This is a genomic window from Hymenobacter rubripertinctus, from assembly GCF_003583925.1.
GTDB lineage: Bacteria > Bacteroidota > Bacteroidia > Cytophagales > Hymenobacteraceae > Hymenobacter > Hymenobacter rubripertinctus.
Map to the genome: position 1 here is coordinate 43,355 of NZ_QYCN01000005.1, position 13,387 is coordinate 56,741.

At 64.3% G+C, this 13,387-nt stretch carries 11 protein-coding genes; 5 read left to right on the plus strand and 6 right to left on the minus strand.

The genetic code is table 11. From position 1 onward, the window contains the following. The first annotated feature begins 38 nt into the window (after window positions 1-38). Complete coding sequence (tamL, locus tag D0T11_RS05010) at window positions 39-2,474, plus strand: translocation and assembly module lipoprotein TamL (protein ID WP_182888245.1); 2,436 nt, start codon at window positions 39-41, stop codon at window positions 2,472-2,474. 124 nt (window positions 2,475-2,598) lie between these two features. Here the strand turns inward: tamL and D0T11_RS05015 are convergent, their stop codons facing one another. From D0T11_RS05015 to fdhD, 3 genes are all read right to left on the minus strand, one after another. Beyond that, a complete protein-coding gene (locus tag D0T11_RS05015) occupies window positions 2,599-5,145 on the minus strand; it encodes an FdhF/YdeP family oxidoreductase (protein ID WP_119654689.1) in 2,547 nt (848 codons plus the stop codon). A gap of 59 nt (window positions 5,146-5,204) precedes the next feature. Beyond that, window positions 5,205-5,531 (minus strand): DUF7009 family protein, encoded by a 327-nt coding sequence (locus tag D0T11_RS05020; RefSeq protein WP_119654690.1) that lies wholly within the window; start codon window positions 5,529-5,531, stop codon window positions 5,205-5,207. 242 nt (window positions 5,532-5,773) lie between these two features. Next, window positions 5,774-6,631, minus strand: coding sequence for a formate dehydrogenase accessory sulfurtransferase FdhD (gene fdhD, locus D0T11_RS05025; protein ID WP_119654691.1), 858 nt, complete (start codon window positions 6,629-6,631; stop codon window positions 5,774-5,776). Window positions 6,632-6,812: 181 nt separating this feature from the next. Between fdhD and moeB the strand changes: the two genes are divergently transcribed. Further along, complete coding sequence (moeB, locus tag D0T11_RS05030; RefSeq protein WP_119654692.1) at window positions 6,813-7,901, plus strand: molybdopterin-synthase adenylyltransferase MoeB; 1,089 nt, start codon at window positions 6,813-6,815, stop codon at window positions 7,899-7,901. 177 nt (window positions 7,902-8,078) lie between these two features. Continuing rightward, on the plus strand, window positions 8,079-9,245 hold the full coding sequence (locus D0T11_RS05035) for a putative sulfate/molybdate transporter (RefSeq protein ID WP_182888246.1): 1,167 nt from the start codon (window positions 8,079-8,081) through the stop codon (window positions 9,243-9,245). Window positions 9,246-9,348: 103 nt separating this feature from the next. On the opposite strand, the gene D0T11_RS05040 is transcribed toward D0T11_RS05035, so the two are convergent. After that, window positions 9,349-10,179: a DUF2490 domain-containing protein gene (locus D0T11_RS05040; RefSeq protein ID WP_119654694.1), complete on the minus strand. Its 831-nt coding sequence runs from the start codon at window positions 10,177-10,179 to the stop codon at window positions 9,349-9,351. 143 nt (window positions 10,180-10,322) lie between these two features. On the opposite strand from D0T11_RS05040, the gene D0T11_RS05045 reads away from it, so the two are divergent. Continuing rightward, window positions 10,323-10,745 (plus strand): nuclear transport factor 2 family protein, encoded by a 423-nt coding sequence (locus D0T11_RS05045; RefSeq protein WP_317127250.1) that lies wholly within the window; start codon window positions 10,323-10,325, stop codon window positions 10,743-10,745. A 152-nt stretch (window positions 10,746-10,897) separates the two neighbouring features. Here D0T11_RS05045 and cdaA read toward each other — a convergent pair whose 3' ends face one another. Together cdaA and folP are read right to left on the minus strand one after the other, a co-directional pair. Beyond that, window positions 10,898-11,737: a diadenylate cyclase CdaA gene (gene cdaA / locus D0T11_RS05050; protein ID WP_119654695.1), complete on the minus strand. Its 840-nt coding sequence runs from the start codon at window positions 11,735-11,737 to the stop codon at window positions 10,898-10,900. Then, window positions 11,734-12,609, minus strand: a complete 876-nt coding sequence (gene folP, locus D0T11_RS05055; RefSeq protein WP_119654696.1) for a dihydropteroate synthase — start codon at window positions 12,607-12,609, stop codon at window positions 11,734-11,736. Before folP ends, cdaA begins: the two co-directional genes overlap by 4 nt. A gap of 101 nt (window positions 12,610-12,710) precedes the next feature. Between folP and D0T11_RS05060 the strand changes: the two genes are divergently transcribed. Next, window positions 12,711-13,271, plus strand: coding sequence for a DUF1599 domain-containing protein (locus D0T11_RS05060; RefSeq protein WP_119654697.1), 561 nt, complete (start codon window positions 12,711-12,713; stop codon window positions 13,269-13,271). Window positions 13,272-13,387: the final 116 nt, after the last annotated feature.

Genomic DNA, 13,387 nt, shown 5'->3' on the forward strand with positions numbered 1-13,387 from the left:
TCACTGACGCTCTTATAAGAAACAAAACAGAACAATCCGTGCCAGAACCTCAACCGATACCCGCTTTCCTCTCCCGCTTCCCCCGTGCCGGCCGCCGGCTGGCGGCGGGGCTGCTGCTGGCCGGGTTGGCTGGGTGCAGCGGCCTCAAATTCATCCCCGACAACGCCCGCCTCTACACCGGCAGCACGGTCACGCTCAAATCGGCGACTGATACGCCGATTCCGAACGAGGCGGCCGTGCAGACGGAGCTCACGAATGTGATTTCGCCCCAGCCCAATGCGTCTATTCTCGGGATGCGGCCCAAGCTGTATTTCTGGCACATGGGCGTGGGCAAGAAAAAGGGCCTGGGTCATTGGCTGGCTAATAAGTACGGCGAGGCGCCGGTGCTTTTCAGCGCCGTGGATACTGCCCGGGTAGCCGGCCTGATGCTGAACCGCCTCAACAACGACGGCTTTTTCAAGCCCGAAGTACGCAGCAACATTAAGCTGGAAGAGCGCACGGCCTCCGTCGATTATCAGGCCCGGGTGAACCGACCCTACCTGATCAAGGAAATCTTCTTCCCCGAGCGCGATACGCTGCTCGACCGCGACATCCGGGCCACCCAGGCCGGTACGTTGCTGAAAGTGGGGGAGCCTTACAACCTGCAAACCTTCGTGAACGAGCGGTTGCGGATTGATGCGGCTCTCAAGAACCGGGGCTACTATTACTTCGCCCCCGACTACCTGCTGTTTCAGGTCGATAGTACCCTCGACAATCAGGTGAACGTGTACCTGAAAGTGAAGGCCAGCATTCCGGCCAAGGCGGCCCAGCCCTACGTGCTCAACCGCGTGACGCTCGACACCGACTACACGCTTCAGGATACGACCATGAACGAAACCCCGATCCGGTATCGGGGCTACCGCTACTATCCCGACGAGTCGATGTTCAAGGCCAAGGCCATTGCCAACGCCACGTTCCTCTACCCCGACAGCCTCTACCGCCGCCGCCGCTCCGACCAGACCCTGAGCCGCCTGATGAGCCTGGGCACGTTCCGGTTCGTCGATATCCAGTTCCGGCCCGCCCGCAACAAGCCCGATTCGCTCCAGTACGGCTTCCTCAACTCGGTGGTGCGCATGACCCAGGTGCCCAAGAAGTCGTTGCGGGCCGAGGTGCAGATGAACGTGTCGAACCTGTTTGTGGGGCCGGGCGTAGTGGTGCAGTACCGTAACCGCTCGGCGCTGCGCGGAGCCGAGCAGCTGCTCATCAATGCCAAGGCTTCGGTGGAAACCGGCCAGGGCGATGCTCTTTCGGGCGTAACGTCTACCCAGTACGGCATTGATGCCCAGCTGCTGGTGCCGCGCCTGATTACGCCACCCTTTGATATCCGGCTGCGCAACTCCGACTTCCAGCCCCGCACCTTCTTCGAGCTGGGCGTGAAATACGTGGACCGCACCAAGTATTTCACCCAGCAGGTGTTTAATGCGGGCTACGGCTACACCTGGAAAACCAAGCTCACCAACGAGCAGCGCCTCCAGCCCATCGACCTGCAATACGTGCGCCTGAGCAACATTCAGCCGGTGTTCGAGAACCTGCTCAACGAGCGCCCCTTCCTCCGGCAGAGCTTCCGTCAGCAGTTCATTCTGGGCTCCTCCTACACCTACACTTACAACCAGCAGGTGCTGGAGCAGCGCCGCAACCAGATCTACTTCAGCGGCGGCGTGGAGCTCTCGGGCAACCTGGCCTACCTGCTCAAAAACCTGGGCGGCGACGCCAAGGAAACTACCGAAGACGGGCAGCAGGTGTACAAGATTGCCAACCAGCAGTTCTCGCAGTACTCGAAGCTGAACCTGGAACTGCGCAACTACTACCGCACCAGCAGCAACCCCACCAGCGGCAACAAAATTGCGGGCCGCCTGCTCATCGGGGCCGGCCTGCCCTACCTCAACTCGCGGGTGCTGCCCTACTTCAAGCAGTACGGCATCGGCGGGCCCAACAGCGTGCGGGCCTTCGCCGCCCGGGGCGTGGGGCCGGGCACCTACCGCGTGCCCAACGAAAATTCCAACGGCGGCTTCTACGACCAGGTGGGCGATATCCGGCTCGAAGGCAATCTGGAATACCGCCACGACCTGTTCCCGTATGTGAAAGGGGCCGTGTTCATCGACGCCGGTAACATCTGGCTGGTAAACGCCGACGCCAGCCGCGCCACCTTCGACAGCAGCGGCAAGCCCGACGGCCTGAACGGCCAGTTCCAGTTCAATTCCTTCTTCAAAGAACTGGCCGTGGGCGCGGGCGTCGGCATCCGCATCGACGTGCAGTTCTTCGTTATCCGCCTCGACGCGGCTGTGCCCATCCGCTACCCCTACGCCAACACGGCCATTCAGCCCCCCGTCGACCCCACCATCCCCGCCCCTCCGGGCAAGGTGTTCACCTTCGACGAGAGCCCCACCGGCATTGGCGCCTACCGGCTCAACATCGGCATCGGCTACCCGTTCTAAGCTGTTGGCTGAGAGCTGTTAGCTTTTAGCTTCCGTTCAACAAGACCTGTTTTCTTACACAAAATAAGGCCCCGCACTCAACTGAGTGCGGGGCCTTATTCGTTTTTCAGCTAACAGCTCAGAATTACGCTTCCGCGCCCATCCGAAGCTCCACTGGTGCCCCCGTGGTTTTGCGGGTAGGTACCACCGTTACGCGGACGTACTTCGAGGTGGGCGTGTTGCTGCCCTTGGCCACGCTGCCGATGGGGATGAGCGGGTTGGCCTCGGGGAAGTAGGCCGATACGTTGCCGCGCGGAATGTCGTAGGGCACAGCCACGAACTTCTCCACCGTGCGCTCCTGGCCGTTAAAGTGGCTCGTGATGTCAATGAGGTCCTTGGCTTGCAGGCCCCGGTCGGCCATGTCCAGCGCGTTCATGAACAGCACGCGCCGCTCGTTGTGGATGCCGCGGTACCGGTCGTTGTAGTCGTAGATGGTAGTGTTGAACTGGTCGTGGCTCCGGATGGTCATCAGGATCAGCTCGTCGGCACCCACCTCGTACTTCTCCAGCTCCGTTTTGGTGAAGTGGGCCTTGCCGTCTTCGGTCGTAAAGTTACGGTCGCGGGGGCCGTTGGGCAGGTAGAAACCCCCGGGCCGCCGCAGCTTCTCGTTGAAGTTTTCGAAGCCCGGAATCACGCGGCTGATGTGGTCGCGGATGACGTCGTAATTCTCCGTCATGGCTACCCAGTCGGCGATGTTGGTTTTCTCGCCCAGCGTGGCAATGGCGATGCCGCTCAGGATGGCCACTTCGCTCAGCATCTGGCCGGGCAGGGGCACGAGCACGCCCTTGTTCTGACTGACCACACCCATCGAGTTTTCGCAGGAGGTCATCTGGTGGCCGCCGCGCTGCATGTCCACGTCGGCGTGGGTGAAGCAGGGCAGGAGCAGGGCCGTTTTGCCGGTGGTGAGGTGGCCGCGGTTGAGCTTGGTGCCCACGAACACGGTCAGGTTCTGCTTGCGCATGGCCTCGGCAATGTACTCGGTGTCGGGGCCGGCGGCCAGCAGGTTGCCGCCCAGGCCGAAGTACACCTTTACCTTGCCCTGGTGCATGGCCTTGATGCTGTCGACGGTATCGTAGCCGTGCGCGGTGGGCGAAGTGAAGTTGAACTCCTTGCCCAGGGCGTCGAGGAAAGGCTTGGGGGTTTGCTCCCAGATGCCCATCGTCCGGTCGCCCTGCACGTTGGAGTGGCCCCGCACCGGGCAGGTACCGGCCCCAGGCTTGCCGATGGCGCCCTTGAGCAGCAGCAGGTTCACCAGCTCCTGAATCGTTTGCACGCCCTGACGCTGCTGGGTCAGGCCCATGGCCCAGCAGGCAATAATTTTCTTTTTGGTAGCCAGCAGGTTGGCCGCTTCCAGCAGGTCGGCCCGCGAGATGCCGCTCACCGCCTCAATCTCCTCCCAGCTCGTGTTGCGCACGTTTTCCACCACAGCCTCGTAGCCTTCGGTGTACTGGTTGATGAAGGCGTGGTCGAACACCTGGCCGGGGTTGAGTTCCTCGGCGGCCAGTAGGTGCTTCATCAGTCCGCGCAGCAGCGCCATGTCGCCATCTACCCGCACCTGCAGGTACACGTCGGTAATTACGGTGCCGTTGCCCATCAACGCGCCCAGCGCCCTGAATGGGTTCATGAAGTCCTGGGGGTTTTTGAAGTGGTTGAGGCCGGCCTCAATCAGGGGGTTGACGCTGATGATTTTGGCTCCGTTCCGCTTGGCCTCCTGCAAGGCGCTCAGCATCCGCGGGTGGTTGGTGCCCGGGTTCTGGCCGATAATCATGATGACTTCGGCCTCGTGGATGTCGTTGAGCGTGACCGAGCCCTTGCCCAGCCCGAGCGTGGAACTCAGGGCCGCACCGCTGCTTTCGTGGCACATGTTGGAGCAGTCGGGCAGGTTGTTAGTGCCGAACTGGCGCACGAAGAGTTGGAACAGGAAAGCCGGCTCGTTGGGCACCTTGCCCGAGGTGTAGAACGTGGCTTCGTCGGGCGAATCCAGGGCGTTCAGCTCATCGGCAATCAGCTGGAACGCCTCGGCCCACTCGATGGGCTGGTAGTGGTTGCTGCCGGGGCGCACCACCATGGGGTGGGTGAGGCGGCCGGCATTGTTCTGGTCGCGGTCGGTCATGCGCGAGAGTTGGGCCAGGCTGTGGCGGGCAAAGAACTCGGGCCCGCAGGACTTGTCGTCGGCGTCGGAGGCGGTGGCTTTGGCCCCGTTCTCGCAGAATTCGGCCACCGAGCGGTGATGGTCGGGGTCGGGCCAGGCGCAGCTGGAGCAGTCGAAGCCGTCCTTCTGGTTCATCTTCAGCAGGCCCCGGGTGCCCCGGTTCACGCCGCCCTCGGCCCAGCTGAACTCCATACTCTTGAGCACGGCCGTGACGCCCGCCGCCACCGTCTGGCGCGGTTCCAGGCGTAGGCCGGTCAGCGCCTCGGGGGGCTGGGCCAGGATGTCGTGCCTGTACTTGGCGTTGGCTACGTCGGGGGCTTCGATCGGGTCGGACACGTGGTGCTGGTTGGTGGGGTTGTAGTGGTCGGGGGCGGGCGCCTGGCCCTGGTCGGGCCGTTCACCGCTTTGGGGGGCGTTTTCGGCCTGCTGCTGCTGGGCCTTGCCGGCTTTGCCGGGGTCGGCGGCGGGGGAATTTTCCATGGATAAACGAGCGAAAAAAGCAGTGGAACAACGGGTAGCCGGACCAGAGGGGTCGGGGGTCAGTGTTTGCAGCCCAGGTCCTTCTCTACCAAGATATGCAGCAATTGGTTTTCAGCAACTTCCATTTGCCCGCGCAGGCTAATCTCTTCCGAGCCAGCCCAGGCATCGGCCACGGCGGCCGGCACCAATACCCGGATGCATCCTGCCGTGGCGCGCACCGTCAGGACCAGTGCGGCCGGGTCGCGCTCCAGCGAGTACACGAGCTGTTCGGCGGCCGTGGGGCCTAAAGGCACCACCGTTTCGAGCCGCCCGGCGGCCCGGAAAGCTGTCACCTCGGGCGGGTCGAGGCGCAGGCGGAGCGTATGGTCTTCGAGACGGAGCTTCATGGGAGGGGGAGGGTAATGGGGGATGGGGACAGAGGCAGAAAAAGCGTTTTGGCAGATGAGGTATCTGCTCTGCCCTGGCCCGAGGCGCTGCCGGCGTAGCTGCCAAAAAGTTGTATGGGTATTTTCAGTTTTTTAAAAATACCCATACAACATCAAAACGAAACTGTATGGGTATTTTTAAAAAACTGAAAATACCCATACAAACCGCAAGCCGCTACGCGGCCCTTCGCAACTTGGGTGTGTTAGCTGATGCGCCACTCGTGGCAATAAATATTGAAGCGCTGCTGACGCACGAAACCGCAGAGCGTGAGGCCGAAGTTGCGGGCGGCGGAGACGGCCAGGGAGGAGGGGGCACCCACGGCCGCCATCACCGGAATGCCGGCTACGGCCGCCTTCTGCACCAACTCGAACGAGGCCCGGCCGCTAACCAGCAGCACCGCCTCGTGGAGGGGCAGCAGGTCCTGGAACAGGGCCGCGCCGATGGCTTTATCGAGGGCATTGTGGCGGCCCACGTCTTCGCGCAGCAGGCGCAGCTCGCCGGTGGGTGAGAACAGGGCTGCCGCGTGCAGGCCGCCGGTTTGCTCGAACAGCTCCTGGGCCGCGCGCTGGCGTTCGGGCAACTGATGAATGACGCTGGCCGGCACCCGCACCCCGCCCGGGGGCAGGCGGGGGCAGCCGGCGGCGTGCACGGCCTCGATGCTGGTTTTGCCGCAGACCCCGCAGCTGCTGCTGGTGTAGAAGTGGCGCTCCAGCCGGGGCAAATCGAGGGCTGCGGCAGGGCTGAGCTCGGCCCGCACCACGTTTTCGCGCTCCTCCTCTTTCTGCACATCAGGGCAGTACAAAACCCCCTGCAAATCGGCCCGGGAACGGATGATTCCCTCGGTGAGCAGGAAGCCGGCCACCAGCTCGAAATCGTGGCCCGGCGTACGCATCGTGATGGAAATAGTGCGGTGCTCGCGTTGCCCGACCGGCCCGTAGCCCACCCGGATTTCGAGCGGCTCCTCGGCGGCCAGCACGTCGGACGCCTCGCGCACGTCGTCGCCCTGCACCTTGTGCACGGTCACGTACTCGTAGCTGGTCGGCGGCAGGAAGGCTTTCAAAAGGGAGTGGAATAGTAACAGTGGAAAAGGGGGGGACCAGGTTGCGTGGTCTTAGAAGCAAGAACTAAAGCTAGCTCCTGATGCGCAGCTTGGGCTAACTACCGTTTAACTTTACCAGCCCCCGCAAGTTTCACCGGTTGCGGCACTCATTTCTCCCCGGCACTTTTCAACTCCCCACCCCATGCTCAGCCCCGAAGAACGCCAGACCTACCGCCGCCACCTGCAACTGCCCGAAATTGGGGAGGCGGGGCAGGAGCGGCTGAAAGCGGCCCGGGTGCTGGTGGTGGGCGCGGGCGGGCTGGGCTGCCCGGTGCTGCAATACCTGGCCGCCGCCGGGGTGGGCACGCTCGGCATCGTGGATGCCGACGTGGTGGAGCGCAGCAACCTGCACCGCCAGATTCTGTTCGGCCCCGCCGACCTGGGCCAGCCCAAGGCCGAGGCTGCCGCCCGGGCCGTGCAGCGCCTCAACCCGCTGGTGCAGGTGCGGGTGCACCGCTGCCGGGCCGTGCCGGCCAACGTACGTGAACTGGTGGAGGACTACGACGTGGTGGTGGACGGCTCCGACAACTTCCCGACCCGCTACCTGCTCAACGACGCCTGCGTGCTGCTGGGCAAGCCCCTCGTGTCGGGGGCCATTTACAAGTTCGAGGGGCAGGTGTCGGTGTTCAATTACGCGGGCGGCCCCACCTACCGCTGCCTGTTTCCGCAGCCGCCCACTGCCGCCGAGGCCCCCAACTGCGACGCTACCGGGGTGCTGGGCGTGCTGCCCGGCCTCGTGGGCACGGCCCAGGCCACCGAAACGCTCAAGGTGCTGCTGGGCATCGGGGAGGTACTTTCGGGCCGGCTCTGGCTCTTCGATGCCCTCACCTTCGCCACCCGCACCCTCAAATTTGCCCGCCGCCCCGAGCAGGCCGCCCTGCACTTGGGCACGGCCCCCGCGGCCGACTATGCTGAGGCCTGCGGGGCGGATGTGGCATCGGTGACAGCTGCCGAGTTGGCGGCGCTGCTCAACTCGGCCCACCCGCCTTTTTTGCTCGATGTGCGTGAGGCCCACGAGTACGCCAACGGCCACCTGCCGGGGGCCGTGCTGCTGCCCCTGGGCGAACTGGCCAAAGGCGTGGCCGGCCTGCCCCACCAGCACCCGATGGTGGTGTACTGCCACTCGGGCCGCCGCAGTGCCCAGGCCGTGGAGCGCCTGCAAACCGAGTTCGGGCTGGTGAACCTGCTGAACCTGACGGGCGGTATGGTCGCCTGGGAGGACGCGGCGTGAGGGAGGTACTGTCATCCTGAGCGGAGCGAAGGACCTAATTACGCTGGAACGAGTCGTTGATACGATGGTCGTCCTAACGTGATAAGGTCCTTCGCTCCGCTCAGGATGACAGGGTATTTTCCCCTGTCACCTCCTTCCCTCATCACCCTATCCCCCCCTCACCCCCTCACTCCCACCATGCCCCTTACCGCTCCGCCTGCCGCCCGTCCCCGTCTTCGTTTCGACCGCAACGAGTTGGCCGGGGCCTTTGGGGATTTGGGCACCGATCTGCCTTTGCTCATCGGCGTCATTGCCGCTTCGGGGCTGGATAGTGCCGGGGTGCTGATTATGTTCGGGCTGATGCAGCTCTTTTCGGGCCTCTGGTACGGCATGCCCATGCCGGTGCAGCCTCTCAAGGCCTTCGCGGCCCTGGTTATCGCCCAGAAAATTCCGGGCCGCATCATTTTCGGGGGCGGGCTGGCGGTGGGCGTGGGCATGCTGCTGCTCTCCGTAACGGGCCTCATCGATGGGCTGGCCCGCCTGGTGCCCAAGCCCGTTATCCGGGGCATTCAGTTCGGGCTGGCCCTGCAGCTCTCCACCCTGGCCCTCAAGCAGTACGTGCCCGCCGACGGCCTGCCCGGCTACGCGCTGGCGGCGGCGGCGTTCCTGGTAACGGTGGTGCTGCTGGGCAACCGGCGCTGGCCCGCCGCGCTGGTCGTGCTGGCGTTGGGCGTGAGCTACGGCCTGCTCTTCAAGCTCGACTTCGCCACTGCCCAGCGCGCCATCGGCCTGCACCTGCCCACCCCACGCATCCCGCAGTGGCCCGACATCCTGACCGGGGCCGTGCTGCTGGCGCTGCCCCAGATTCCGCTCTCGCTCGGCAACTCGGTGCTGGCCACCCGGCAGGTAGTGCAGGACTATTTTCCCGAACGGCCCCTCACGGTGCGCAAAATCAGCTTCACCTACGCCCTCATGAATCTCGTGAACCCGTTTCTGGGCGGCTTTCCGGTCTGCCACGGCTCGGGCGGCATGGTGGGCCACTACACGTTTGGGGGCCGCACGGGCGGCTCGGTGGTCATTTACGGCGGGCTGTTTCTGGGGCTGGGGTTGTTCTTCAGCCAAGGCTTCCAGCAAATCGTTCAGATCTTCCCGCTGCCCATCCTGGGCGTGCTGCTCTTCTTCGAGGCCCTCAGCCTGGCCGCCCTGCTGCGCGACATCAGCAACGCCAGGGCTCACCTGCTGCTGGCCCTGCTCACCGGCATCCTCTGCGCCGGTCTGCCCTACGGCTACCTCGTGGGTCTCACCGTGGGCACGGCCCTCTACTACGCCATGCAGCGCGGCTGGGTGGGCCTGGGGAAAGGGTAATATTGTCGCCATTGCCGCCCAGTAAGTGCAACTACTCAATAGCCACCCGAACAGAAGCTATCAGCTATCAGCCAACAACTACTGGCTGACAGCTTACAAAGCGTTAGTCCTGCTGGGAGGGCACGTGCTGGCGGGCCGGCTTGTCGGGCCGGCTGATGCGGTAAAGCACCGATAGCACGAGGTTGTTTTTGGCCACGTTGGTTTGCGGAACGAAGCCGGCCGGGCCGTTGCGGGCGGCCGTGTAGTTGGCCTGGTTCACCCAGCCGGCCTGGGCCGTCCAGTGCTGATCGAACTGGTAGCCCGCGCCGGCATACAGGCGGTTGCGCTCGAAAAAGGGTCCTCGGGGATTGAAAAACACCTCGTTGTAGGCCGACAGGAAAACCGTTTTGTCGGTGAACGTCTGGTGGTTGAGGGGCAGAAAGGCGTTGAAGCGGTAGCGCAGCCGGTTGCGGTAGACAAACGCGCCGGCCGGTACCACATCATCGCGGAAGCGGAACCAGCGCTGCTCAATGCGGTAGCGGTGTTCGAGCTTGAGGCGGGCCGTGAACTGCGTGAGGACCAGCTGCTGCCACAGCCGCCGCTCCACATTGAGGGCGCCGGCCTTCAGGTCGCGGTAGTTGGCTGTGGAGTAGCGCCCGCCGCCCAGCAGCAGGTTGAAGTTTTTGGCTACCCCGTAGCTCACGCCGGCCTTGAGCTCGGTGTAGAAGAACTGGCGCAGTACTCCGTTGGTGCGGGTCTGCACCTCGGCGTAGCCCCCCCAGCCCCGGGGGCCGCCGGGCAGCACGGCAGTGGTAATCAGCCACGACCCCCACTGCGGGTCCTTTATGTGGAGGCTCTGGGCCTGAGCCGGGGCCAGCCGGGCCGCCAGCAAACCAACCACGAGCAGGGCGCGAACCAGCCCGCTAATCTGCCGGGCAAAAAAATGCGTTGTCATGGCCCGAAGATAGTCCCGCGCGGCGGGTTGGCGGGTGCGGGCGGGCCAGCGTATTGGGCGGGGCCTGCCCGCCGGCCGGCCCCGGGCCATCCCCTGCAACCGCGTGTTTCCCGGCAGAGTCTGCTTATATTTCCCAACAGCCTTTGGCCCTGCGCCAACACCACACCAAACTCCCTGCGCCCATGACCACGCCCGCCCAAAACAAACAAACCGCCATTGCCTTCTACGAGCTAATGTTCAACGACTGCCGGCCCACCGAGGCCATCCGGCGCTACGTGGGGGCCGAGTACATCCAGCACAACCCCCACGTGGCCAGCGGCAAGCAGGGCTTCATCGAGTACTTCGAACGGATGCAGCGGGAGTACCCCGGCAAGCACGTGACGGTGAAGCGTGCCCTGGCCGAGGACAACCAGGTAGTGTTGCACTGCCACCAGCACTGGCCCCACGACCATGACTACGCCGGCATCGACATTTTCCGTTTCGATGACGAAGGCAAAATAGTGGAGCACTGGGACGTGCTGCAAGTGGTGCCCACCGACGATAAGAGCGGCAACGGCATGTTCTGATAGTACCGCCCGCCAGAATCCGGCGCAGGGCGCGCGGGCGGGGGTATCGGTTGTTCTGGCCCAGTGACTGGCCCCGGGCTGCGTGGGCAACCTGCTGCCGGGCCTGAACGCCGGCACCATCCCCTGCGGTTGGGCAGCGGGTAGGCGGCTCGCTAAACCGCTACTTCCGCCGCCTTGGTGCCCGCCGCCGCCGGTTTGGGCTCGGCGTCGAACAGAAACTCGTTGAGGCGGGCGCGCAGGTCGGCGGGGGCCAGGTTGCGGAACACTTCGCCCCCGCGCACCAATGAAATCTGGCCGGTTTCCTCGCTCACCACCAGCACCACGGCGTCGGTTACTTCCGTCAGGCCGATGGCGGCGCGGTGGCGCAGGCCCATGGAGGCGGGCACGTCGGGGTTTTCGCTCACCGGCAGAATGCAGCGCGCGGCCTTGATGCGGCCGTTGGTGATGATAACCGCGCCGTCGTGCAGGGGGCTGGTTTTGTTGAAGATGCTCATGAGCAGGCGCTTGCTCACGGCGGCGTCAATTAGGTCGCCGGAGTCGGCGAAAAACTTGAGGTCGGAGGCCAGGCTGAAGGCAATCAGGGCCCCGGTTTGCTTGCCGGCCAGGCTTTTGGCCGCCTCAATAAAGGGCGTCACGTTCATGCGGTCGGCCCCGGCTTCGCGCCGCCACGGAAACACCCGCAGGCGGCTGCCGAAGCTGGTGGCCTTGCCCACGTTGAGCAGAAACCGCCGGATTTCCTGCTGAAACAGGATGATGCCGGCCAGCACGCCCACGCTCATAAACTGCCCCAGAATGCTGGTGAGCAGCTCCATGCCGGCCGCCTTCACCACCAGGTAAAACAGGTAGAGCGACATGAAGCCCAGGAACACCTTGAGCGCCACGCTGCCCGTCAGCAGCTTGTAGAGCTGGTAGAACAGGGCCGTGACCAGCAGCACGTCCACGACGTCGATCCAGCCAATGCGCAGGAAGCCGATGGAGAAGGAGCCAATCACGGGGAAATCGGAGAGTAAGTGTTCGATACGAGTTGGATAGTTTGAACGGCTTCGGCCACGTCGTGTACGCGCAGTAAGCGGGCGCCGTTGAGTACGGCCAGGGCGTTGAGGCTGATGGTACCGGCCAGGGCCGCGTCGGGGGTGAGGCCCAGGGGCTTATACACCATGCTTTTGCGCGAGAGGCCGGCCAGCACCGGCAGGCCCAGCACGTGCAGCTCGGGCAGGCGCCGCAGCAGCTCGTGGCTCTGGGCCGGCGTTTTGGCAAACCCGAAGCCGGGGTCGAGCACCACATCAGTCACGCCCAGGCGGCGCAGCGCGGTGAGCTTCTCGCGGAAGTAGCGCACCAGCTCCAGCACCAAATCGTGCTCGTAGTGGGTGTGCTGGGTCATGGTCTGGGGCGTGCCGCGTAGGTGCATCAGGATGTAGGGTACGCCCAGGCGGCCGGCGGTGGGCAGCATATCGGCATCCAGGGTGCCGCCGCTGATGTCGTTGAGGATGTCGGCCCCGGCGGCCACGGCCTCGGCGGCCACCGCGCCCCGAAACGTATCCACCGACAGGAAGGCCGCCGGAAACTCCCGGCGCAGGGCTTCCACGGCGGGCAGCAGGCGGCGCTTCTCCTCGTCGGCGCTGATGTGTCCGGCCCCGGGCCTAGTGGAGTAGCCGCCCAGGTCGAGTACGGCGGCCCCGTCGCGCAGCATCTGGTCGGCCCGGCGCAGCAGGTCATCGGCGGCGGCTACGCGGCTGCCTTCGTAGAACGAATCGGGCGTCAGGTTGAGGATGCCCATCACCCGGGGCCGGCGTAAATCGAGCACCCGCCCCCCGGGGCAGCGCAGGGTTTGCGTCGGGGAAAAGCACGTATCTTGCGTTTTCATAAGGTCTTGGGGGAAGCAAAAGCAGTGTCTGGCCTCTGCTTCGGGGCGCCGGGCACTGGTCGGGTAAAACGCTCAGCCCCCAACAAAATAGCCTCAAAAACTTGGAGAATCAAACCCAGCATGAATACGACCGGGTGGTAGCGCGGTGCCGGACGCTGTTTCTGGCCAAAACCCACGACTACGGCACGGCCTGGCGCATCCTGCGCCTGCCCAGCATCACCGACCAGCTTTACATCAAGGCCCAGCGCATCCGCAGCATTCAGGAGAAGGGCGTGCAGCTGGTGGCCGATGGGGTGGAGGAGGAGTTCGTGGCCATCATCAACTACTGCGTTATCGCCCTCATGCAGCAGCGCCTGCCCGCCGATGCGCCCCTGGACCTGGAGCCCGCTGCCGTGGCCCGCGCCTACGACGAGCAGGTGGCGGAAAACCGAAAGCTGCTGTTTGCCAAAAACCACGATTACGGCGAGGCCTGGCGGCAGATGCGCATCGAGAGCATCACCGACATCATCCTCATGAAGCTGCACCGCACCAAGCAGATTGAGGACCTCGGCGGCCTGACCAAGGTATCGGAAGGCGTGGAAGCCAATTACCGCGACATGCTCAACTACGCCGCCTTCGTGCTGATTAAGATGGGGTTTGGCGCACCGCAGGAGTTGGAGTGAACGACGTAGGGGCGGGGCTTGTCCCCGCCCGCCATTAAACGAGCGTACCCCACGTCCTATTGAATAATTTCGGCCGGCTACGGACGGGGACTCCGTTCTGGCGGCGGGCGGGGGCA